Origin of the sequence: Kocuria arenosa, assembly GCF_042879215.1 — a bacterium.
Classification (GTDB): domain Bacteria; phylum Actinomycetota; class Actinomycetes; order Actinomycetales; family Micrococcaceae; genus Kocuria; species Kocuria arenosa.
The window spans coordinates 102,205-124,020 of record NZ_JBHZTA010000004.1; the positions used below are offsets into that span (position 1 = coordinate 102,205).

General features: G+C 69.0%; 20 protein-coding genes, 2 pseudogenes and 1 riboswitch. Of the genes and pseudogenes, 11 read left to right on the forward strand and 11 right to left on the reverse strand.

All coding sequences use genetic code 11. The features are described from left to right. Window positions 1–56: 56 nt before the first annotated feature. Both ACFYE3_RS08810 and tatA read left to right on the forward strand, forming a co-directional pair. Window positions 57–1,487 (forward strand): alkaline phosphatase PhoX, encoded by a 1,431-nt coding sequence (locus ACFYE3_RS08810; RefSeq protein WP_387608129.1) that lies wholly within the window; start codon window positions 57–59, stop codon window positions 1,485–1,487. A 223-nt stretch (window positions 1,488–1,710) separates the two neighbouring features. Beyond that, window positions 1,711–1,983, forward strand: coding sequence for a Sec-independent protein translocase subunit TatA (gene tatA, locus ACFYE3_RS08815; RefSeq protein ID WP_387608132.1), 273 nt, complete (start codon window positions 1,711–1,713; stop codon window positions 1,981–1,983). Between the two features lie 498 nt (window positions 1,984–2,481). Here the strand turns inward: tatA and ACFYE3_RS08820 are convergent, their stop codons facing one another. Next, window positions 2,482–2,844: a Sec-independent protein translocase TatB gene (locus ACFYE3_RS08820; RefSeq protein WP_387608134.1), complete on the reverse strand. Its 363-nt coding sequence runs from the start codon at window positions 2,842–2,844 to the stop codon at window positions 2,482–2,484. Between the two features lie 198 nt (window positions 2,845–3,042). Here ACFYE3_RS08820 and ACFYE3_RS08825 point away from each other — a divergent pair, with 198 nt between their 5' ends. The 5 genes and pseudogenes from ACFYE3_RS08825 to ACFYE3_RS08845 all read left to right on the forward strand — a co-directional run bounded on the left by ACFYE3_RS08825 (window position 3,043) and on the right by ACFYE3_RS08845 (window position 9,693). Then, on the forward strand, window positions 3,043–4,305 hold the full coding sequence (locus tag ACFYE3_RS08825; RefSeq protein WP_387608136.1) for a glycerophosphodiester phosphodiesterase family protein: 1,263 nt from the start codon (window positions 3,043–3,045) through the stop codon (window positions 4,303–4,305). Window positions 4,306–4,679: 374 nt separating this feature from the next. After that, entirely contained in the window at window positions 4,680–6,341 is a 1,662-nt protein-coding gene (locus ACFYE3_RS08830) for an alkaline phosphatase D family protein (protein ID WP_387608138.1), read from the forward strand. 212 nt (window positions 6,342–6,553) lie between these two features. Next, the gene (locus tag ACFYE3_RS08835) at window positions 6,554–7,798 is read left to right on the forward strand and encodes an endonuclease/exonuclease/phosphatase family protein (RefSeq protein ID WP_387608140.1); all 1,245 of its coding nucleotides are present in this window, start codon (window positions 6,554–6,556) and stop codon (window positions 7,796–7,798) included. Between the two features lie 262 nt (window positions 7,799–8,060). Next, window positions 8,061–9,230 (forward strand): annotated as a pseudogene (locus ACFYE3_RS08840) (CHAD domain-containing protein); the annotation flags it as partial. A 70-nt stretch (window positions 9,231–9,300) separates the two neighbouring features. Then, entirely contained in the window at window positions 9,301–9,693 is a 393-nt protein-coding gene (locus ACFYE3_RS08845; RefSeq protein ID WP_387608142.1) for a CHAD domain-containing protein, read from the forward strand. 87 nt (window positions 9,694–9,780) lie between these two features. On the opposite strand, the gene ACFYE3_RS08850 is transcribed toward ACFYE3_RS08845, so the two are convergent. Continuing rightward, complete coding sequence (locus ACFYE3_RS08850) at window positions 9,781–10,167, reverse strand: hypothetical protein (RefSeq protein WP_387608144.1); 387 nt, start codon at window positions 10,165–10,167, stop codon at window positions 9,781–9,783. Between the two features lie 144 nt (window positions 10,168–10,311). Here ACFYE3_RS08850 and ppk2 point away from each other — a divergent pair, with 144 nt between their 5' ends. Then, window positions 10,312–11,247 carry a polyphosphate kinase 2 gene (gene ppk2, locus ACFYE3_RS08855; protein WP_387608146.1) on the forward strand — a complete coding sequence of 312 codons (936 nt, stop codon included), beginning with the start codon at window positions 10,312–10,314 and terminating at the stop codon, window positions 11,245–11,247. A gap of 105 nt (window positions 11,248–11,352) precedes the next feature. Here the strand turns inward: ppk2 and ACFYE3_RS08860 are convergent, their stop codons facing one another. The 3 genes from ACFYE3_RS08860 to ACFYE3_RS08870 all read right to left on the reverse strand — a co-directional run bounded on the left by ACFYE3_RS08860 (window position 11,353) and on the right by ACFYE3_RS08870 (window position 13,583). Continuing rightward, entirely contained in the window at window positions 11,353–11,676 is a 324-nt protein-coding gene (locus tag ACFYE3_RS08860; RefSeq protein WP_368823168.1) for a hypothetical protein, read from the reverse strand. A 430-nt stretch (window positions 11,677–12,106) separates the two neighbouring features. Further along, a complete protein-coding gene (locus ACFYE3_RS08865; protein ID WP_387608148.1) occupies window positions 12,107–12,613 on the reverse strand; it encodes a hypothetical protein in 507 nt (168 codons plus the stop codon). A 301-nt stretch (window positions 12,614–12,914) separates the two neighbouring features. Continuing rightward, window positions 12,915–13,583 carry a DedA family protein gene (locus tag ACFYE3_RS08870; RefSeq protein ID WP_387608151.1) on the reverse strand — a complete coding sequence of 223 codons (669 nt, stop codon included), beginning with the start codon at window positions 13,581–13,583 and terminating at the stop codon, window positions 12,915–12,917. Window positions 13,584–13,947: 364 nt separating this feature from the next. Between ACFYE3_RS08870 and ACFYE3_RS08875 the strand changes: the two genes are divergently transcribed. Continuing rightward, a complete protein-coding gene (locus ACFYE3_RS08875) occupies window positions 13,948–14,163 on the forward strand; it encodes a hypothetical protein (RefSeq protein ID WP_387608153.1) in 216 nt (71 codons plus the stop codon). Between the two features lie 159 nt (window positions 14,164–14,322). Here the strand turns inward: ACFYE3_RS08875 and ACFYE3_RS08880 are convergent, their stop codons facing one another. Next, window positions 14,323–14,691 (reverse strand): metalloregulator ArsR/SmtB family transcription factor, encoded by a 369-nt coding sequence (locus ACFYE3_RS08880; RefSeq protein WP_387608155.1) that lies wholly within the window; start codon window positions 14,689–14,691, stop codon window positions 14,323–14,325. Between the two features lie 99 nt (window positions 14,692–14,790). Between ACFYE3_RS08880 and ACFYE3_RS08885 the strand changes: the two genes are divergently transcribed. Continuing rightward, window positions 14,791–15,291 carry an ArsI/CadI family heavy metal resistance metalloenzyme gene (locus ACFYE3_RS08885; RefSeq protein WP_387608157.1) on the forward strand — a complete coding sequence of 167 codons (501 nt, stop codon included), beginning with the start codon at window positions 14,791–14,793 and terminating at the stop codon, window positions 15,289–15,291. A 194-nt stretch (window positions 15,292–15,485) separates the two neighbouring features. Further along, the gene (locus ACFYE3_RS08890) at window positions 15,486–15,626 is read left to right on the forward strand and encodes a hypothetical protein (RefSeq protein WP_368833668.1); all 141 of its coding nucleotides are present in this window, start codon (window positions 15,486–15,488) and stop codon (window positions 15,624–15,626) included. 239 nt (window positions 15,627–15,865) lie between these two features. On the opposite strand, the gene ACFYE3_RS08895 is transcribed toward ACFYE3_RS08890, so the two are convergent. The 5 genes and pseudogenes from ACFYE3_RS08895 to ACFYE3_RS08915 form a co-directional block, all read right to left on the reverse strand. After that, entirely contained in the window at window positions 15,866–16,909 is a 1,044-nt protein-coding gene (locus ACFYE3_RS08895; protein WP_387608161.1) for a methionine synthase, read from the reverse strand. Continuing rightward, a complete protein-coding gene (locus tag ACFYE3_RS08900) occupies window positions 16,906–17,925 on the reverse strand; it encodes a DUF1852 domain-containing protein (protein ID WP_387608163.1) in 1,020 nt (339 codons plus the stop codon). The genes ACFYE3_RS08895 and ACFYE3_RS08900 overlap by 4 nt, the downstream gene beginning before the upstream one ends. Before the next feature lie 173 nt (window positions 17,926–18,098). After that, window positions 18,099–18,335: pseudogene (locus tag ACFYE3_RS08905) on the reverse strand (PLP-dependent transferase); the annotation flags it as partial. Window position 18,336: 1 nt separating this feature from the next. Beyond that, complete coding sequence (locus ACFYE3_RS08910; RefSeq protein WP_368833666.1) at window positions 18,337–19,641, reverse strand: O-acetylhomoserine aminocarboxypropyltransferase/cysteine synthase family protein; 1,305 nt, start codon at window positions 19,639–19,641, stop codon at window positions 18,337–18,339. 5 nt (window positions 19,642–19,646) lie between these two features. Beyond that, window positions 19,647–19,759, reverse strand: a riboswitch (SAM riboswitch). Window positions 19,760–20,213: 454 nt separating this feature from the next. Beyond that, window positions 20,214–21,806 carry a hypothetical protein gene (locus tag ACFYE3_RS08915; protein WP_387608165.1) on the reverse strand — a complete coding sequence of 531 codons (1,593 nt, stop codon included), beginning with the start codon at window positions 21,804–21,806 and terminating at the stop codon, window positions 20,214–20,216. Between the last annotated feature and the right edge of the window lie 10 nt (window positions 21,807–21,816).

Genomic DNA, 21,816 nt, shown 5'->3' on the forward strand with positions numbered 1-21,816 from the left:
CGGAGAACGGTAGGGGGTGTCCCCCGACGATCCACTAAGTTTTGAGGTGCGCCTTCATGTCCACTCCTGTTTCCCGCCGCGGTTTCCTGGGTGCCGGTGCCGGTGCTGCCGCCCTGGGCTTCGCCTTCGCGGGTGCCGGCAGTCTCGCCCCCTTCGCCCGCCCGGCCAACGCCGCCACCCGCAACGCCGTGGGCTACGGTTCCCTGGTGTCCGACCCCAAGGGCATCCTTGCCCTGCCCGAGGGCTTTTCCTACAAGCTTCTGGCCCGCTCCGGGCAGACGCCCACGGCCGAGGGCACCCACCCCTCCGACCCCGATGGTATGGGCGTTTTCGAGGGTCCCGATGGCGGGTCCGTGCTGATCTGCAACCACGAGAACAGCGGCAAGGAGCCCCACCCGGTGCCGGTCGTGGAGGGCCTCACCTACGACCCCGGAGCGATTGGCGGGACCTCCACGATCGTGGTGGACGCCGCGGGCAACCGGATCAGCCAGTACACCTCAGTGGCCGGCACCAACAACAACTGCGCCGGCGGGATCTCTCCCTGGGGCACCTGGCTGACGTGTGAGGAGACCGAGGCCCGCGCCGGCACGGGCACCAACACCAAGGATCACGGCTACGTCTTCGAGGTCGACCCCACCAGCCGTGAGGCCAACCTCGGCAAGTCCGCGGTCCCGCTGAAGTTCCTGGGCCGCTACTCCCACGAGGCCGTGGCCATCGACCCGGACACCACCCAGATCTACCTCACCGAGGACGCGGGCAACCCCAACGGCCTGTACCTGCGCTGGAGCCCGCCGGCCGGATTCATCCCCGGCAAGGACGCCCTGCTCACCCTCGCCCAGGCCCCCGGCGGGGACACCGCCGGGCGGCTGCAGGCCATGAAGTGCTTCCAGGGCAACACCCACATCCGCGACCTCTCCGAGGCCACCCGGGTGGGCACCCGCTACAAGGTCCAGTGGGTCGACGTCCCCGACCGCGACGCGCGCACCACCTCGGTGCGCAAGCAGTTCACCGACGATGAGATCACCCGGGCCCGCAAGCTCGAGGGCCAGTGGTGGGCCGACGGCGGGGCCTGGTTCGTCTCCAGCTTCGCCCGCACCTCCGACGGGTCCGTCCACGAGCACGACGGCCAGGTCTGGCTCTACGACCCCGCCACGGAGACCATCACGCTGAGCACCATCTTCGGAGTCAACCCCGACCCCGCCCAGGAGGGGCACTTCGACGGCCCCGACAACATCACCGTGGCCCCCCAGGGCGGGCTGATCCTGGCCGAGGACGGCTCCGGGGTCTCCCACCTGGTGGGTGTGACCGATCAGGGCAAGTCCTACCCCATGGCGCGCAACGAGTACAACGACTCCGAATTCTGCGGTCCCGCCTTCTCCAAGGACGGCAAGTGGCTGTTCGCCAACATCCAGTCCCCCGGCTTCACCCTGGCCATCACCGGCCCCTGGACCCGCCCCTCCAACGCCTCCACCACGGCGGCCCAGTAACCAGCGTTGAGGCCGACCGCGGTCCCCGCCCACCTCGGTGGGTGGGGACCGCGGCGGAAGGCCCCGCGCACTCCTGGCAACGGCCCGGCCAGGCCCTGCCCTGGGGGTGGCACGACTTCACCAACTCGATAATCCGAGGCTTCCGCGCCCACGACCTGCCAGCGGTGACGTCCTCCCACTACGGTGCGCCGAGCCGCACTGGCTGAACGAAAGGAACTCCCCCATGGCCCGACTGTTCGACAACCCCATGATGCTGCTGATCGTCCTGCTGGTGATCGTGCTGCTGTTCGGCGCGCCGAAACTGCCGGGGATGGCTCGCAGCCTCGGCCAGTCGATGCGCATCTTCAAGACCGAGATCAAAGAGATGAAGGAGGACAGCCAGCACGGCCACAAGGAGGAGACCAAGAAAGAGCATCAGATCACAGGCTCCCACCCCGACGGTCACGACCGTCCCGCGCACGATAGCTCCGGTGTTTCCCACTCCGCATCTGCCTGACGCCCCCGAACCTGAGGGACGCGGCACCCCCAGTCGCTGCCGTCCAGCGTGGCCGACACGTTCATCCAAAGGCCTGCGACCGCGCTGCGGAGCGGTCACCAGGAAGATGATGGGGCTCGCCAATGCGTGGTCCGGGAGCGGCGGGCACCTGACCGGCCGGCTTCGGCGACGGCCGGTGCGGTGTCGACGACGGTCGCGGACGGGCCCTGGTCCAGTCCGTGCAGGGGCGGGCGCTCCTCCGCACTCCCCCTGCCCACCCGAGAGTATGGTTGTGGCCCGTCTGAGCCGGAAGGCGCCGATGGCCGGCGGCACGGGAGCGATCGCAGCGGAACCCCCCAATGCAGGGCCTCCCGCCGGGGGTGGAGGCGACCGAATCACAGGAGATCCGGACGCAACCCTGGACTCATCACCCCTCCCGAAGGGGTCGAAGCAGTATGGCTGTCCTGCTCATGGTGCGGACAGGTGCGCGTATCCGACCGCGAGGCATCGCAGCAGCTGCTAGGTGGATTCGCCGTCGAAGGGCGCCCTTTCGCCCGGGGCCAGGCGTGCGCTCACGAGTTCGTCGCGACGGTCAGGGATCGAGACAGAAGACGACGCCGGTGCGTCGTCGTCCTCAAGCAACGCCTGGCGCACGATGGTGCGCGGGTCGTACTGGCGCGGATCCAGCTTGCGCCAATCGACGTCGGCGAACTCGGGCCCCAGGGTCTCCTTGAGGCCATCAGTGGCACCGGTCGCGTAACGCTTGGCGGCCTTGACGAGCTCCTTGAGCTTCTGCGCGTACTCCGGCAGCCGCTCCGGCCCGATGAGGAACAGGGCCAGCAATACCAGGACGATCATTTCGCCGCCATTGATGCCGAACACACGCGAACCGTACCAGGCACCCCGCAGCACAATGCCAGCGAGGGCGCCGGAGCCAGTGCCCTTCCCCCCCTCCCGCGGCCCGCGGGTTAATTCGGAGTCGCTAGGACCTCGTTTGCGCTTCACCTCGTGTTGATCCTGGTGTTTCCCCGCCCGCGTTGACTGGCTGCGCCCCCACAGTCGATCGGAAAGAAGCCCCCCATGAGCACCTCTCGCTCCGCGTTCCGTCCGCTCCACGCCGCTGCTGCCGGCGCCCTGTCGGCCGCAGCCCTGATCGGCGTGTCAACCCCGGCCGTGGCCGCCCCCACTGCCTCCACCGACAAGGCGCCCCCGGCCGCCTCCGTCGCCGCGGAGGACCGCCCCCTGGTGATCGGCCACCGCGGTGCTGCCGGCACCGCCCCGGAGAACACCGTGTCCGCGTTCAAGGACGCCTGCGCCGCCGGGGTCGACTACCTCGAGATCGATGTCCAGCTCAGCGCCGACGGGGTGCCCTTCCTGTTCCACGACAACACCCCGGCGCGCACCACGAACGTCGCCGAGGTCTTCCCGGGCCGCGAGAACGACCCGATCACGTCCTTCACCTGGGCCGAGCTCCAGCAGCTCGACGCCGGCTCCTACTTCGATGAGAAGTTCGCCGGCGAGAAGATCCCGCACCTCGACGACGCCGCGAAGGTCGCCACCGTCAACACCGGTGTCTACATCGAGATCAAGTCCCCCACCAACTCCCCGGGCATCGAGCAGGTCGTCGCCGACGCCCTGGACCAGGACAAGGACTGGGCGAAGCTGCTCGCCGCGGGCAAGGTCACCGTGATCGGATTCGATGAGACCTCCAACCGGACCTTCTCCGAACTCGCCCCCGAGGTGCCCCTGCAGCAGCTCACCGGCACCGTCCCCGACACTGCGACGCTGGAGCGGTGGGCCGGGTTCGTGGACTCCGTAGGCACCAACTACCGGACCCTGGACGCCCGTGGAGTCGCCCGCGTCGACGCCGCCGGCCTGGACCTGGGGGTCTACACCGTGAACTCCCCCGAGGCCGTCCAGCACGTCATCGACCTCGGCGTGGACATGATCACCGGGGACTTCCCCATCCAGACCGACCGCTACCTCGACGGGCAGAAGCCCTACCCCACCGACCAGGGTGTGGAGATCACCGACTCCGTCAACGACGTCCCGGGCAACGACCTCCAGCCCGAGACCGGTGAGCACGTGGTGCTCACCAACACCGGCACCCGCACCGTGGACGTCAGCGGCTGGCTGCTGCGCGACGCCGCCAACAACCTTCTGGTGGTGGGCGAGGGGTACCAGCTGGCCCCGGGCGCGCAGCTGCGCGTCTACACCGGCCCCGGGACGAACACTGAGGCCGCGTACTACAACGGCGGCACGGGGTCCGTGCTCAACAACGGCGGGGACTCCGTCGCGCTGTGGACCGACGAGGACAAGCTGCAGGACGTCTTCGCGAACTGAGCCAGAACCTCCCCACCAATCACCCATCCGCTCCAAGACTGTGCACCCCCGGGGAGACATCCCGGGGGTGCAGGTCTGAAACCGGCTCCGCAGAGGCTCGGAGGTACTACCCGAGACGTGGCCCGAGCCCACACTGCCCCGCCAGGGAACAACCGGTGGAGCCCCATAAGGACCCCCTCACCGCGACACCGCGGTGGTCGAACCGCGCCGGGCGGACGGGAGGTGCGGTCGATGCCAGGAACAGTGGGGTCCTGCATGGTGGCCACACGGCTGATCCGGTGACCGGCCTGCGTCAGCAGGGCGCGCACCGGCCGGTCGACGAGACGTCGCCGGCTGTTCAACCCCAGGTCAGACGCGGGGCGGAGGATCAAGCCATGGCTACTTTCTCCCGCCGCGGTCTGCTCCAGGGCTCCCTCGCGGCCTCCGCTCTGACCGTCGCCGGCACGACCGCGGCCTCCGCCGCCGGCCCCGTGCTGCCGACCGGCCCGTCGTCCCCGGCCCTGGTGCGCCGACGCCTGCACCTGCCCAGCGGCATCGCCACCGGTGACGTGACGCCTTCTTCGGCGATCCTGTGGTCCCGCACGGACGGGACAGGACGCATGGTGGCGCGCCTGCGCGCCGTGGACGCCCAGGGCGCGACCGTCCGGGGTCGCGGCGGCTTCGAGCGGACCCTGACCTCCGGGTGGGTGAGCGAGGCGACCGACCACACCGTCAAGATCGGGGCCACAGACCTGCCCGCGGGCACGCGCTTCGCCCTCGAGGTGCGTTTCGAGGACGAGGAGGGCGTGCTCTCCGACGTTCACCACGGCACCTTCCGGACCGCGCCGGGCGGCCGGGGGAGGGGCGGTTCCGGCGGGCACGGGCACGGGCACCGGCACGGCGCCGGCGGCCGCAGCCAGTCCTTCGTGTGGACGGGGGATACGGCCGGACAGGGCTGGGGCATCAACCCCGACCTCGGTGGGATGTACACCTACCGGGCGATGCACGACCTGGACCCGGACTTTTTCATCCACTCCGGGGACACGATCTACGCCGACGGCCCGATCCAGGCGGAAGTCACCGAAGCCGACGGCCGCATCTGGCGCAACCTGGTCACGGAAGGCGTCACCAAGGTCGCCGAGACCCAGGAGGAGTACCGGGCCCGCCACCGGTACAACCTCATGGACGACAACGTGCGGGCGATGTACGCCGACGTGCCCGTGGTGGCCCAGTGGGACGACCACGAGACCACCAACAACTGGTGGGCCGGGGAGATCCTCGAAGACGATCGCTACACCGTGCGCGACGTCAACACCCTGGCCGCCCGCGGGCGCCGGGCCTGGCAGGAGTACCAGCCCATCGGCGAGGCCCGTGCCCTGCGCCCGGGCACCACCGGTTTCGAGGACCAGCGCATTTACCGCCGGTTGGAGCGTGGCCCGCAGTTGGACGTCTTCTGCCTCGACATGCGCACGTTCAAGGGCAAGAACACCGCCGGTCTGGAGCCCCACGCCACGCCCCTGCTCGGCGAGGAGCAGGTCCAGTGGCTCATCGACGGTGTGAGCTCCTCGCGCGCCACCTGGAAGGTGATCGCCGCGGACCTCCCCCTGGGGGTGATCGTCCCGGACGGAAAGGCCCAAGAGTCCATCAGCAACGCCGACGACGGGGCCCCGCTGGGCCGAGAACTCGAGCTGGCCCGGGTGCTCAAGGCCTTCAAGGACGCCGGCGTGCGCAACATCGTGTGGGTGACCGCGGACGTCCACTACTGCGCGGCGCACCACTACTCGCCCGAGCGGGCGGCATTCACCGACTTCGACGAGTTCTGGGAGTTCGTGGCCGGCCCGATCAACGCAGGCACCTTCGGCCCGAACGCGCTGGACGGCACCTTCGGCCCGGAACAGGTCTTCGCCAAGGCCGGCCCCACCGGCGGCTCCCCGCGCGACGGCCGCTTCCAGTTCTTCGGCCACGTGCAGCTGGACGAGGACGACGTCCTGACCGTGAGCCTGCGCGACGGCCACGGCGACACGGTCTACAGCCAGGAGCTCGTCCCGCACCGTTGAGCCCCGCCCCCGGTGAGCCTCCGGCCGCCTGGGCTCGGACTGTTCCGCGGCTGCCCCGCATGGCCCCGGCGGGGTAACGCTCCTACGGTCTGTCGGGCCAGTTCGGGCTGGTGCTCGTCCAGGCGGTAGAGATCTCGAGCGAAGCAGCGTTCAGATGAAGTTTGCCCGGTGGGCCTACGGTCGGTCCAGACGGACAGATCGAGGAGGAAGACATGATGCACGTCCACCAGCCGATGACGGCAGCGGCTCTGGCAGCAGTGTTGCTGATGGGGACCGGTGCCCTGGCCGTGGCGGGGCCCGACCACGGACACGGGCACGGGGAGCAGCGGGGCAAGGGCACCCGAGAACCGGTGCGGTTCATGACCTACAACGCGTCACTGAACCGAGGGACCGAAGGGCAGTTGCGCGAGGGTCTGGCCACCGCGGACAACGCCCAGGCCCAAGCGGTGGCCGAGGTGATCCAGCGGACCGGTCCCGAGATCCTGCTCATCAACGAGTTCGACTACGACCCCGAGGGCCGTTCCGCCGAGCTGTTCCACGACAACTACCTCGCGGTCTCGCAGAACGGGCAGAACCCGGTGGACTATCCCTACGTCTACTCTGCCCCGGTGAACACCGGTGCGCCTTCAGGGCTGGATCTGAACCAGGACGGGACCGTGGGCGGACCTGAGGACGCGTGGGGCTTCGGGGCCTTCCCGGGCCAGTACGGGATGGTCGTCTACTCCAAGCACCCCATCGACACGCCCAACATCCGCACGTTCCAGGACTTCCGGTGGGCGGACATGCCCGACAACCTCCTCCCCACCGGCTACTACACCGACGAGCAGGCCGGGCAGCTGCGGCTGTCCAGCAAGTCGCACTGGGACGTGCCGGTGCGGATCGGCACGAAAACAGTGCACGTGCTCGCCTCCCACCCCACCCCACCGTCCTTCGACGGCGACGAGGACCGCAACGGGCGGCGCAACCACGACGAGATCCGGTTCTGGGCCGACTACGTGTCCGATCGGGCCTCGTCGTCGTACATCTACGACGACGAGGGCGGACGCGGTGGGCTGACACCCGGTTCCCGTTTCGTGGTCATGGGGGATCAGAACTCTGACCCGCACGACGGCGACTCCTGGCCCGGAGCCATCCAGCAACTGCTGGAACACCCCCGAGTGCAGGACCCTCTGCCGACCTCCGCGGGCGGGCCCGAAGCGGCTGCCCGGCAGGGCGGAGCCAACCTGAGGCACCTTTCGGACCCCGCATACGACACCGCGGACTTCAACGACGACCCGGCCCCAGGCAATCTGCGGGCCGACTACGTGCTTCCCTCGAAGAACCTACGGGTCCTCGAGGCCGGTGTCTGGTGGCCGGCACCTGGGACACCCGGGGCCGAGCTGACCGGAGAGTACCCCTTCCCCACCTCCGACCACCGCCCCGTCTACATCGACATCGCCATCGCAGGACACCGATGACCAGGCACCAAGGGCGGTAGGCCGCAGCACTGTGCCACGCCATCCCGGCCCTCTCCTGCCCCGCCGTACCCCACGCGGTCATGAGGCGGGTCGGTCGCTGCGGTGCGGGACGTGACACCAGGGACAACAGGCGGGGACCGGGTGGTGCTCGATGGCCTCACAGTCTCCCGTGCTGTGAGGTTCGTCACTTCAGGGGCGTATCATCGTCCCCACTTCGGCGGGAGACGCCCCTCGCCGTGGGCCCCGGATCGAGGAGGACACCATGACTGTCGCCGCCCACCGTGAGCTCGAGCGCAAGTACGAGCTCCGGGACGGGGCCAAGGCCCAGATCGACTGGTCCGTGCTGGAGGGGTACACGGTCACCGATGCCGCGGTGGAGCACCGGATGGAAGCGGCGTACTACGACACCGCCTCAATGGCCCTCCACCGGCACCACGTGGCGCTGCGGTTGCGCCGAGGTGGGGCCGATGACGGATGGCACGTGAAGCTGCGCGAAACGGACGGACGCTACGAGGCCCAGTTCCCGCTGTTGGAGCAGGCGCCCGACCGGATGCCCGATGCGGTGCGGCACCTGGTGGAGGCCCTGACCGGCGGGCAGCCGCTGCACCCGATCGCCACGCTGCACACCATCCGGCGGGTGCTGTCCATCGCCGGGGTGTCCGGGGAGCAGGTGGGCGAGGTCGCCATCGACGACGTCGAGTCCGTGGACCACCGCACCGGCACGCACCGGTCGTGGTCGGAGTGGGAGGTGGAGCTCACTGACGGGGCCGCCCCCGAGGAGCACCAGCACCGGATCTTCTCCGCCGTGGAACAGGCACTGTTCGCCGTCGGGGGCCGGCCCCCCTCCTCTCAGGCGAAGATCGCCCGCGCCCTGGGTGCTGAGGACGTCGCCCCAGGCGACGACGACGTGCCCCTGCCCGCCGATGGGACGACGGCGACGACCACGGGGGCGAAGAGCCAGGACTCCGGGAAACCGGAGGCCGCGCACAAGGCCACGGGGGCAGATCTGATGGTCACGGTGCTGGGCCAGCTGGCCGCGCAGGCGGTGCTGTGGGACCTGAAGGCACGACTGGAGGTGCCCGATGCGGTGCACCAGCCGCGGGTGACGTCGCGGTCGATGCGCAGCCTGCTCAAGGCGGGCGCCCCGTTCTTCGCAGGCGACTCCGCCGCCGAGCTCGATGTGCGGTGGCGGGAGCTGGCCCGGGCGCTGTCCGGGGCCCGGGACGCCGAGGTCACCGCCGAGCTGCTGCCCGCCCGTATCGCGGCCCTCAACGCAGCGGTGGATCCAACGGCCGCCCAGGCACTGCAGCACACGGCCGAGCAGCAAGCCGCCGAGGCCGCGGCCACCGTGCGCGGACATCTGGGCAACCCGGAGCACCTGCGGCTGCTGGCCGATGTCCAAGCCTTCGCTGAGGCCCCGCCCCTGATCGAGAAGTGCCGGCACCTCTCGGCGGGCAAGGTCGTGAACTCGTTGCTGCGCCAGGCCCTGCAAGGTCGTGCGCGTGGGAGAACGCGCAGTGGCGGCCGAGGACTCCGGTGCCGAGACCGACCCGGAGCAGCGGCTGGAGCATCTGCACGAGGTGCGCAAGGCCGTCAAACGGGTGCGCTACGTGAATGCGATCCTGAAACGCTCCGGATTCACCCCCGGCACATCCGTGGCCCACGCCGCCGCCGATGCCAAAGCCCACCAGGAGCTGCTGGGGGAGATCATGGACGCCGGGGTCCTCGCCGGCTGGCTCGAGCGCACCGCGGAGTCCTCCAAGGGCACCGGGGAGGATCGATACGCCGTCGGGCTGCTGCACGGGGCGGAGCTGGCCGCGGTGCGCACCGGGGTCGAGGACGGCCACGAGATCGTGACCGAGCTGGTGGCCCAGCTGCGCAAGGACCTCACCTGACCCACTGCCACCGGACCCGGCGGCCGGTCCTCCACTCGGCCGCCGAGGGACAACGCGGTGGCCCGCCCAGGGGGTGACTGCTGAGGGTCAGTGGTCGCGGTGGCTGATGGTGACCGTGAACGTCATAGCTGCGGGGTCGTGCTCGACCCCGGTCAGCACCGCCAGGTCGGGTCCGTGCAGATTGCCCAGCACCTGGTGGCAGGTGCGGTCCTCCAACAATGGGCCTGCTGTTCCCAGTCGTCGGCCGCGGCTGTCGGAGATCTCGGCGAGATAGAGCCCGTCCTCGACGTCGTCGCAGATGAACATCATGCTCGCCGCCTCCGGGTGGCGGGTGCGCACCCGCAGGCTCAGCTCCTCCAGAGCCGCGATCGTCAGCTCATGGCGGGCCCGTAAATAGGCTCGGCGGGCGACTTCGAACCCCGGATGGGTGGTGGTGGGCCCTTGAGCATCGGGCGCAGTCGACCTGTCCCTCATGGTCTCGACCCTACTCCCGTGGTTCTGACCCTCCGGCCGGCCACCGTGCCCCCGAAGGATGCGGGTGTGTTCACCGCCGTGCTACCGCCATCTCCTACACTGACGGCCCAGAGATCCCGAATGAACCTAGTAGGAGGAGCAGTTATGTCAGAAGCTAGAAGGCAGTGGGTGCCCGAGGACCAGTGGTCGGGGCGGGAGAACCTGCGGGAGTTCATCGATCAGCTCACCGTCCAGGGCTACACGGTGCGCGACGGGCAGTCCAACGACCCGGACCTCATCGACCCCGGCGGATCGGCCGTGGAGACCTGGCGACAGAACTACCCCTACGACGAGCTCCTGGACCGGGAGGCCTACGAGCTGGCGAAGTACCAGTTGCAGGTGGAGCTGCTAAAATTCCAGTACTGGGCCCAGGACCACGACCTCCAGCACGTCATCGTGTTCGAGGGCCGCGACGCCGCCGGCAAGGGCGGGACGATCAAGCGGTTCACCGAACACCTGAACCCGCGCGCGGCCCGGGTGGTGGCGCTCACCAAGCCTTCGGACCGGGAGGCCGGGCAGTGGTACTTCCAGCGCTACATCGCCCATCTGCCCACGAACGGGGAGATCGTGATGTTCGACCGCTCCTGGTACAACCGGGCGGTGGTCGAACGCGTCATGGGCTTCTGCACCGACACCGAATATCAGACCTTCATGGGACAGGCCCCGGTGTTCGAGAAGATGCTCGCCGACTCCGGGATCCATCTGACCAAGTTCTGGTTCTCCGTCACCCGTCAGGAGCAGCGCACCCGGTTCGCGATCCGCCAGATCGACCCGGTGCGCCGGTGGAAGCTCTCCCCCAACGATCTGGCCTCCCTGGACCGGTGGGAGGACTACACCCAAGCCAAGGAGGAGATGTTCCTGGCCACCGATACCGACCACGCCCCGTGGATCACCGTGCGCTCCAACGACAAGAAGCGCGCCCGGCTCAACGCGATGCGCTACTTCCTGGACCAGTTCGACTACCAGGACAAGGACCCAGAGGTGGTCTATCCCCCGGACCCGCTGATCGTGGGCCGGGGCCGGGATGCCGTCGGGGACTGATCCGTTCCTCGTCTCGGCCCTGGAGCGACTGCCGGCGATTCGGACAAGGTCAGGGACACCCGGACGGGTCCGCACGGGATTCTAGGTGCCGCTGGTGGCCGGTGGTCAGTGGCGGACCCCGGGCTTGCCCCAGGAGCAGGGACCCAGGAGCTCGTCGGTGGGCCCGAGGTCCTCGAGCTCGTCGGTCGAGAGCAGGGCGCCTGGATTGTGCCCGTCGGTCTCGCAGCGCACCGGCACCACCATGGTGGCCTCGGTCGAAGCGTACGGGGTGCCGAGGATCACCTCGCCCGCTCGAAGACGGAGCCCGGGACGGTCGGTGTGCATCCGGTAGCGCGACAACCGGGCAGTGGCCCGTGCGGTGCCACGGTCGGCGGCCTCCGCGGCGCGATCGTCAAGGGTGGGGGTGGGCACCAGAGGGGAAGCAGTCATGGTGGCGGATCTCCTGGGAGCGAGTGCACCGACAGCCCGGATGGACCTCGGTGCGGAAATGGGGGGTCCGACATCGTTGTCTACCTCCAGAGTAGGGGTGGATCAGCAGAAGGAACCCGGCAACTCCTGTGATCCGCCCCATGCCGGGGTAGATCCTGCGCCTGGGCTGGGGACCCTGGATCGCTCACGTGGCGGTCGGTGGCGAGCCGGGTCTGACGAGGGGCTGAGGGGCTTCAGCATCGCTGACCTGGCCGCTCTCGCCAGCTCTCCTGCGGAGGTGGTCTTTTTCTGCCCCGAGTCCTGCAGGTCATGACAGGGAATGCCACCGGTAGGTATAGTGGGTGGTGCGAGGGGCACTAGCCCTGAGAAGTTAGCCAGGCAGTCATCCGGACGGTTCGACGAGCCTGGCTCGCGCATTTAAGCATGACGGTCATGAGAGCTTCCGCACCTCGGACACCAGGGGCTGGGCACGGCGCCACCAGTCCCCACCTGCTTGGTAGCACCAGGCCACCGCGTCACTGACCCACAGCACCGGATGAGCTGTGGGCACAGCATGGTCATAGCGCAAGGTCCGGCAATCCAGGCGGACCAACGTCTCGCGCAGGATCCTCTTATCAGCCTTCACCAGGGACTCATCGCGCTCGAACATCAGCAGATCGACCTCGGCTTCGGCCGCATCGGTCGCCAGAGCGATCAGACACCGCTCCCGGGCTTCCTTGTCCGACAGGCCCTTGGTTACGTACACGGCCACGGAGAGGTCCAGCGTGCAGAACTGCGACAGCAGCTTCCGGCGCGAGGAGTCGGACTCCTTCTTGAAATGGATCCGATCCTGCCCGGCACGGGTGAGCTGCCTCAAGGCCTTGTTGACCACAGTGACCTCCCCCGGAACAACGGCCGTGGCCGCGACGTAGTAGCCCTTGGCCTTGGACTCGTCCACGAACACACGAGAGTGGGGGGCATAAAGAGGCACCCCGACAGCCTATCGACGCTTAAACCCGCCCCAGCCCATCCCACGCACCCTCACCGCCGCGGCACTGGACGCGCCTCCGCCCCGGGCCACCAGCCGACCGACACTCCGGCTGCGATGTATGGGCGGGCGCCCAAGACAGCAGACACCAAGGGGGGCGGGCCGATGCCTGTCACATTCCTCATCGGCGGTTCAGTACCGGCAACGGGTCCGGTTTCCTGCTGGTCTTTTTCGGCCCATCCACCGGTGCGCCGGCGGGCAGTTCCTGGCCCTACCCGGCGTCGACGGTCGTGGCCGTGCCCACCGGCCGGCGCCCGTTGCGGCGCCGGGTGAGCACGACTCGCGCCCGAACCACGGCGAGCATGAGCACCACGGTGGCCACGCCCACCAGGGTCAGGTAGGACAGCACCTGCTCGGCGCGGGCCAGGGAATCCCCCAACAGGTAACCGATCAGCACCACGGTCGGAGCCCAGCTCACCGCCCCCAGGACGTTGGCCAGCAGGAACTTCCGCTGGGGCATCCCGATCATCCCCGCCACCGGGGGCACCAGGGCCCGGACCACGGTGATCCACCGGGCGGCGAAGACCGCCCCCACCCCGCGCCGGCCCACCAGATCCAGGGCCTTCTCCCACCGCGACGGACCGATGAGGCGCCCCAGGGCGGTCTGACGCAGACGGGGACCGAAGTAGAGGCCGATGAGGTAGCCCACCTGATTCCCCGCCACAGCCGCCACGACAGCCGCCGGGACAAGCACGGCCACCGACAGGTTCCCGGCCCCGGCCAGCAGCCCGGCCATCAGCAGAGCGGTCTCCCCGGGCAGGAACAGCCCCAGGAACACCGCCGACTCCAGGAACACCAGCACGAGGACCAGCGCGTACACCGGCCACCCGCTCAGCTCGAACAAGGCCTCCACCACGGCATCCACCGACTCGTGCCTCACCTTCTGTCCCGCAGGACGGACGCCTCCACGGCACCGGTCGACGGGCCGTGGGCGTGCGCCACGACGGTGGCTGGTGCGGGACTTGTGAACGCTTCGGTCGAGCCCAGCCTGACACGAGAACATGTACGGCAGGATCCGGGCAGGGCAACCTGCCTGCGGCCAGAGCGACGGACATGCCACATGGTGTGATGTCCTGGTGTGGCGCAGAGAGTCATTCCATCCGATCCACTCCTACCGGCAGCCTGGCACCGATCCCGTGCCCGGGGGAGGCGGGACGGATATGGAGCCATCCGCTGGAGTAGTACGCCCGGGTGGGCCACCGACCACCGCGCAACCGGTGTCGAGCCGGGCCACAATGGCAGGCATGGGGGCCGATACCGTGATCTGCGCACTGGGCGGATGCACCATTCTCGCCGGTATTCTGTGGCAGCTCTACGCCAAGCGCCACTACGCTGCTCTCGCCCGGCGTGCGGTGCGCAACGGCCGCCGTCTGCCCTCCCGTGGGACCGTGGGCCTGGCCGGGGCCGGCACCCTGATACTGACTGGCCTGGCCTTGGTGGCCGTGACGCTGTTCCTCTAGGCTGCGTCGAGTTCCCCTGCCCGAGGACCCCTCGCGACGCACGCAATGGGCGTTCGGGTACATTTCGCCACCCCAGAAGGAATCCCGGCGCAGCGCTGAAGGGTACACACCCCGGTCAGTGGTGTGGCTCGTGCCGCACCGGCCACGGTGGAGATCGACTCATGCGGTGGCCGTCTGGGGGGTGAACAGTGTCACCAGAGCCTCCAGCGCCTCAGGGTGGGTGCGGTAGTACACCCACACCCCGCGCTTGTCCCGCTCCAGCAGCCCGGCCTCGTGCAGGACCTTGAGGTGGTGGCTGATCGTGGGTTGAGACAGCTCGAAGGCCGGCAGCAGGTCGCACACACACGCCTCCCCACCGGGGTGGGAGAGCACCATCGACATCAGCTGCAACCGCACCGGATCGGCCAAAGCCTTCAGCAACGGGGCGATCTGCTCCGCCCGCTCCCGCCCCAACGGCTCCCGCGACAGCGGAGCGCAGCAGACTAAGGCGGTCGCCGTCGCCGAGGAATCGTCACCAGAAATAGACATAGATCTATATTGACCTCTGTCGATGCCGGAGGCAACATTAAGACATCGACGGTGATCTATATCTGAGGATGCGCCGTACCTTTAAGAAGGGAACCAACCATGTCCAGAGTCCAGCTCGCCCTGCGTGTTGCCGATCTCGAGGCCTCCATCGCGTTCTACTCCACGCTGTTCGACACCACCCCGGCCAAACGCCGGCCCGGCTACGCGAACTTCGCCATCACCGAACCTGCGCTCAAGCTCGTCCTGCTCGAGGGCGACCCCGGGGAGGAGACCCGGATGGACCACCTCGGGGTGGAAGTGGAGAGTATCGAGGTTGTCAACGCCGCCGCACACCAGCTGGCCGACGCCGGGCTGGATACCCGCCCCGAGGAGGAGACCACCTGCTGCTACGCCGTCCAGGACAAGGTCTGGGTCACCGGTCCGGGCAAGGAACCGTGGGAGGTCTACACCGTCAAAGCCGACGCCCGCCCGGACCTGGAAGGGAAGACCGATCCTGAGCAGTCCGCGGTGGCTGGCGATGGCACCTGTTGCACCACGAACGCCCAGCCCACGCCGCTGAGTGACAGTGAGCCCGCGACCAAACAGCCCAGTTGCTGCTAACCCATCGATCGGAATCGAGCCATCTCTGGAGTGAGGCGGCTCGATTCCGATGGCCCCACAACTGCAGCCATTGGCCACCATGTCCGCAAGCGGAACCCCTACTACAACGTCGTTCTCGGGGAAATTGGCCGGTAACCGGCCATATGTAAAGCGGTGGTGCGTTACCCCGACTGGATGTCTTCTAAGGTGTGCCCATGGCCGCCTCCACCCGCCCCAGTGTCTTGGCAGATGCCCGCGCGATCGCCGCTGCCGACCCCGCCGGGCAGGGCACCGCTGTCGTCGCCCTGGCCATCACTGTCATCTGCGCCCGGCGACTGCCTTGGAGAAACTATTGAAACCATTTCAAGAGCGGCAACACCCGCAGGTACCCCGATGGCCGGGTCGTGGACTACCGCCCTGGGCAAGTCAGGATGGTGCCCGTGATGACGATAGGTCCGTCTTGGCACTTCAGCACGTCGGACAGTGGGCTTGGGCGGCAGTTTAGTCCCGTCCGTTCCCGAGGCCGCAAACGGGGACGATTCATTCGGGCGTCAGGCGGGGCTCACCGCCGGGTCTTGAACGCCCTGGTTGGCCGTCACTTCGAGGGGGTCGCTCCGGAGAGTTCCGCTCGGATGATCTCCGCACCCGCAGCGAGAGCGATCATTTTGTCTCGCGCAACCTGTCGAGCCAGTGGCGCCATGCCGCAGTTGGTGCTCGGATACAGCTTGTCCGCATCGACGAACCGGAGCACCTGCCGGAGGGTGCTGGCCACTTCCTCCGGGGTTTCGATCGCGTCGCTGGCGACGTCGATGGCCCCGACCATCACCTGCTTACCTCGGAGCAGCTCGATGAGCTCGACCGGGACGCGGGAGTTGTGGCGTTCCAGGGAGACCATGTCGATCGTCGACTGCTGGAGTAGCGGGAATGACATCTCATACTGGCGCCACTCCGACCCGAGCGTCGCCTTCCACTCGGTATTGGCTTTGATGCCGTAGCCGTAGCAGATATGCACGGCCGTTTTGCTGCGCAGTCCCTCGGCCGCTCGCTCCAGTGCGGTCACGCCCCACTCTTTGAGGTCGTCAAAGAACACGTTGAAGGCAGGCTCGTCGAACTGGATGATGTCGACGCCCGCCGCCTCCAGCTCTTTGGCCTCCTGGTTGAGGATCTTCGCGAACTCCCAGGCGAGCTTTTCGCGACTCCTGTAGTGCTTGTCGTAGAGGGTGTCGATCATGGTCATGGGACCGGGGAGCGTCCACTTGATGGGCTGGCTGGTCCGCGCGCGGAGGGCCTTCGCGTCGTCGAGGAAAACCGGCCGCTCACGGCCCACCGCGCCGACGACCGTCGGGACGCTCGCGTCGTAGCGGTCACGGATCCGCACCGTCTTCCGGTGTTCGAAGTCGACGCCGCTGAGGTGTTCGATGAACGTGGTGACAAAGTGCTGACGGGTCTGTTCGCCGTCGCTGACGATGTCGATACCCGCCTGGCGCTGCTCGTCCACGGCCAGGCTCAGCGCATCCCGCTTGCCCTCGCGCAGTTCCTCGCCGTCCAGCTTCCAAGGGGACCACAGCGTCTCACCTTCCGCGAGCCAGGAGGGCTTGGGCAGGCTGCCCACGATGGTGGTGGGCAACAGGGTGTTCATCGGTGCTTCTCCGTCTCTCGTCCGGAGTGGGCCGCGGCCCACTGCTCCAGGAGGGTCTGGTGTGGCTTCACGAAGTGCTCCTCCGTGAACTTCCCCTGCATGAGGGCCAGCTGACTGCGCTCCTCGCGGTCGTAGGCGATCTGCGTCACCGAGTAGTCTCGGCTCTCCAGGCTCGGCCGGTAGATCCGACCAGCCGCCGCATTGGCGTTGTAGATCTCCGGGCGATAGATCTTCTGGAACGCTTCCATCGTGCTGATGAGACCGATGAGTGCCAGGCTGGAATAGTCATTGAGGAGATCGCCCCGGAAATAGAACGCCAGGGGTGCGACCGCGCCGCGGGGCATGAAGTAGCGGACCCGCAGTCCCATCTTCTCGAAGTATCGATCCGTCAAGGAGGATTCATCCTGCCGATACTCGACCCCGAGGATCGGATGGTGGTTCTCGAGCCGACGATACGTCTTGGTGCTCGAGACGCTGATGCAGATCACGGGCGGCTGGGGGAACCGCTCGCGGTAGGCATCGGAGTCCAGGAAGTGCGTAAAGAGCTTCCCGTGCAATTCGCCGAAGTCATTGGGGATGCTGGACCGGGACGCCTTCGCGTGGTGTTCCGGCAGCACCACGCTGAAGTCATAGTCCCGGAGGTAGGAGGAGAAGTTGTTCCCCACGATCCCGCCGATGTGCACATTGGACAGCGTGTCGAGGATCTGCACGTCGAGGACCTCGATCAGGGGGAACACCGCGTCGTCGCCGTCGGCGGCGAAGTGCAGGTCCACGGAGACGATCTCGATCTCCACGGCATAGCGATCCCGGCTGGGATTGTCCCAGTGGGCCAGGTCGTTGAAGCGACTATTGATCATTGTCAGGGTGTTTCGGAGGTTCTGCCGACGGTTCTCGCCGCGGGCCAGGTTCGCGAAGTTCGTCGTGCCTCGGGAACTGGACGACGGGCAGTAGTCCTCATCGAAGCGGGTCGTGCTGATACCGAACGTGAAGTCGTTCGTCCTGGTGGTCTGATGCATCGATTCCTCACTGTGGACCGAGGGCCTGCCTCCCAGGTCCGTACTCATCTCGAACGTCCTTCCCTGCTGCTCGTGCACTGCCCTCCCGAAAGTCGCCTCAGTCATGCTCCTGGCACCCCCGGCGCTGCCCAGACGACGTCGATCCGGGCCTCCGGGCTGCCGATTCCCCGGGCCGCGGCGGTGACGCGGCGCTGACCGGTCCGGGTCGGGTTGGACCCCCGGCTGCACTCGTGGCCGCCGCGCAGCACGTTGATGCCGTCCTGCACGAAGGTGCTGGTCTGGTACATCGGCGGCACGACCGCCCCGGTCAGCGGGTCCGGTGCCTGGCCGGCGTGCACCGCTATCGTGTTGAAGCCCCGACGGGCCGTCGGCGCAGTGTCCGTCTGTGCTGTGTCGTTCAGGAGGGTCATCTCAGCGCGCCTCCCCGGTCAGGGCCGAGGCCGGTACGGTGGCCAGCGCCCGGTCGAGGTCGGCGATCAGGTCCTCGGGACACTCCAGTCCGATGGACAGCCGGATCGTGGTCTCAGTGATGCCCGCGGCCCGGCGTTGGTTGGGGGTGAGCCGGCAGTGCGTCATGGTCGCCGGGTGGCTGACCAGGGAGCGCACGTCCCCGATGTTGGCCACGAGCTGGAACAGCTCCAGAGCGTCAATGAACGGGCCGATGGCCTCGGGGCCGGCGGCCAGGTCGAAGGAAAACACCGAGCCGGTGCCGTGCGGGAAGTCCCTCTCGGCGAGGGCGGCGCTGGGGTGTCCGGGGATCGCCGGGTGGTGGACGCGCCCGACGGTGGGGTGCCGGGCCAAGTGCTCGGCGACCGTTCGCGCGGTCTCCTCCTGCCGGGCGATGCGGACGGCGAGGGTCTCCAGGCCCTGGATGAACTGGGCGGCGCTGGCCGGGGCGAGGGAGGGGCCGAGGTCGTGCAGGAACTTGCTGCGCGCCAGCGCCAGGTAGGCGCCGCGGCCGTGCCGGTCGATGAGTGCCTGTCCGCCGTAGCGGGCCTTGGGCCGGGTCAGTTGGGGCCACCGCTCCGGGGCTGCGCCGTAGTCGAAGGTGCCGCCGTCCACGATCGCCCCGCCGAGGACGGCCCCGTGCCCGCCGATGAACTTCGTGGCGGAGTGCACCACCACGTCGGCACCATGTTCCAGTGGCCGGTACAGGACCGGCGTCGCCAAGGTGCTGTCCACCACGACCGGGACCCCGGAGGCGTGGGCGATGTCCGCCAGCGCCGGCAGGTCCGGCACGGTGGCCAGCGGGTTGGTGATGGACTCCAGGAAGAACGCGCGGGTGTCCGGCCGGATCGCCGCGCCCCAGGCCTGCGGGTCGGCCGGGTCGGCGAAAGTGACCTCGATGCCGAAGTCGGCGAAGGTGTCCGTCAGCAGGTCCACCGTCCCGCCGTAGAGCTGGCTGGAGGCGACCAAGTGCTTGCCGCCGTGGAGCAGGGTCAGCAGGGACAGCGCGACGGCGGCTTGTCCCGTGGCGGTGCCGATGGCCCCGATCCCGCCCTCCAGGGCCGCCAGTCGGTTCTCGAACACGGCGACCGTGGGGTTGCCCGTGCGGCTGTAGGTGAACCCGGGGGTCTCCAGCCGGAACATCGAGGCGGCCGTGGCGTGATCGGGGAAGCGGTAGGCCGCCGTCTGGTGGATGGGCACGGCCACCGGCCAGTAGGGGGCCTCGGGCTCGTAGCCGGCGTGGACCTGTTGGGTGGCGTGGTGATTCATTCGATCCTCCATCGGTCCTGGCGGTAGCACCGTGCCCGCCGGTCCCGGTGTCCCAGGGTCGGCTGACTGGTTGCTGCGGCGTCGTCGAGCCAGATCTCTCGGCCGCTCTGGATGGTGTGGTGCGCTCATCCCACTCGATGGACGGCTCTATAGTCCAACGGACGGTGGGGTCGGTTGTCACAAAACCACACGTCGGGACATCTTCGGGCCGGGCGGTCGCGCTCGGCCGACGTCGGGCCGGGTTTGTGACAGGTTGTGACGGCCGGCCGCCCGGCCCTCATCGTGGGCTCAGTGATGTCCCGGCGGAAGACCAGGGCGTCGTCGAGGGCGTTGTGCGCGGAGAAGATGACGCCCGCCTGGGGGTGGCGTCATCAACGGCGTGGTGAACGGCGTCAATTGGATCCCGGGAGCCGTGCACGGAGCCATCGGATTCGTCCTCCACCACCACAGGAGGGCTCTCCCCGGCCCCGCTCTTCGACCGTGGCAACCCGCGGCGTATGACCAACCCCTATCGCACTTCGTGAGCCTGGTAGGTGTGGTTCGGCTCGGCCGTGGCCCTCAGGATTTGGGCCTCAGTGTTTCCGGTCGGTGCTGATCGCCAGGGCCACGGCGGTGGCCGCCAGGGCGAGTGCGGCTACCAGGGCTGCCGGCCAGGTGGCGGGATGAAGCAGTACGGTGGCGGGTGCCGCGAGCAGGGCGGGCACCAGGATGAGCCCCCGGCTGTAGCCGATCAGCTGGGCTACGGGCACCGGTCCCAGGGGGGTGTCGATCGGGGGCTGGGTGTGGTCCGGTTCCGGGGCCAGAGCCCGGTAGAGGCCGACCGCGCCGATACCGGTCCCGACCACGGCACCGAGAAGCATCAGCTCTCCCCAGCTGGTGCCGGCCGCGAGCCCGGCCAGCAGTGCCACCGCGGCCAGGACCGCGGCGTTGAGCGCGCACGGGACCACCAGGTGCATCAGGGCGGCTGCGGTGGGGGCGATCGGGAGGTTCCGTTCGGCGGCGGCCCCGGCGCGCAGATCGGCCAGATAGGCCGTGCCGCGGCCCAGGCCCCGGTAGCCCACCAGCAGCAGCGCAGCCCAGCCGGCGAGCACCATGGTGTGGGCGAAGGCGTCCAGCAGCACCACGGTCAGCCCGAGGTCCACGGCCAGCCCGGCCCGCCACCGGCTGGTCCGCAGGGCGGTGAGCGAGGCGAACAGCACCACCGTGCGCGGCCCGGACACCCAGCCCGGTGTGCTCCCCGGCAGTCCCCGCACCCCGGTCACCGTGGCCGGGGCCAAGGCGGCGGTCAGGTCCTGGGCCGACAGCAGGGACACGGCGTTGCTCAGGTGCCGGGTCCGCGCCCCGGCCGCCCGCAGCTGCACCCCGTCCAGGGTCCGGGCCCGCCGCAGCGCCCAGACCCAGAACAGCCCGGCCACCACCGCCAGTGCGCCTGCGACTGCCCCGGCCCACAGGGGCGGCACGACATCCCAGCGGCCGGTGGCCCCGTCCCGGGTCCCGGACAGCACGACCAGGACAGCCCCCAGGGCCAGGAACCAGCCCGCCCAGGGGCGGGACCGCGGCGGCGTTCGCGCCCCGCCGGCGGTCTGGGCCCAGACCGCGACCCCGACGGCGCTGACCCCCAGGCCGGCCCAGCACACCAGCTGCGCTACCGCTTCCCACCACGGCATACCCCACCCGGCCGTCAGCCCGGTGCCCCGCAGCAGCAGCAGGCCGGTGCCACCGAACAGCGCCCCGGCCGCAGCCGCCACCCACAGCATCCGGCGCACACTGCGGATCGGTTCCTGCGCCCCGGCCCCGGGCAGCGGCAACACCCATACCGCCCGCTCCGGGGACACCCCCACCGGTCCCAGCCCGCGCAACAGGTCCACGGCACCGACCCAGGCCACCCCGAGCAGCACGGCGACTCCGAGCACCGGCGCCCCGGCGCCTACCCAGGCGGCCGCCGGGCGGTGCAGCATCCCGCCGGGGGAACCGGCGGCCACCAGATCCGCCAACGAGGCCCCGAGACCCAGGACCGCGGCGACCGCCCAGGCCACCAGCACCACCGTGACGAAGAGCCCGGTGTACGCATCGACGAACCGATCCGCACCTCGAGCCCGGCCTCGGGTCCGGGCGCGGGCTGCTCGCAGGAACACCTCGATCTCGGCGGCCCCGGCAGGCTTCACGCCGGCACCG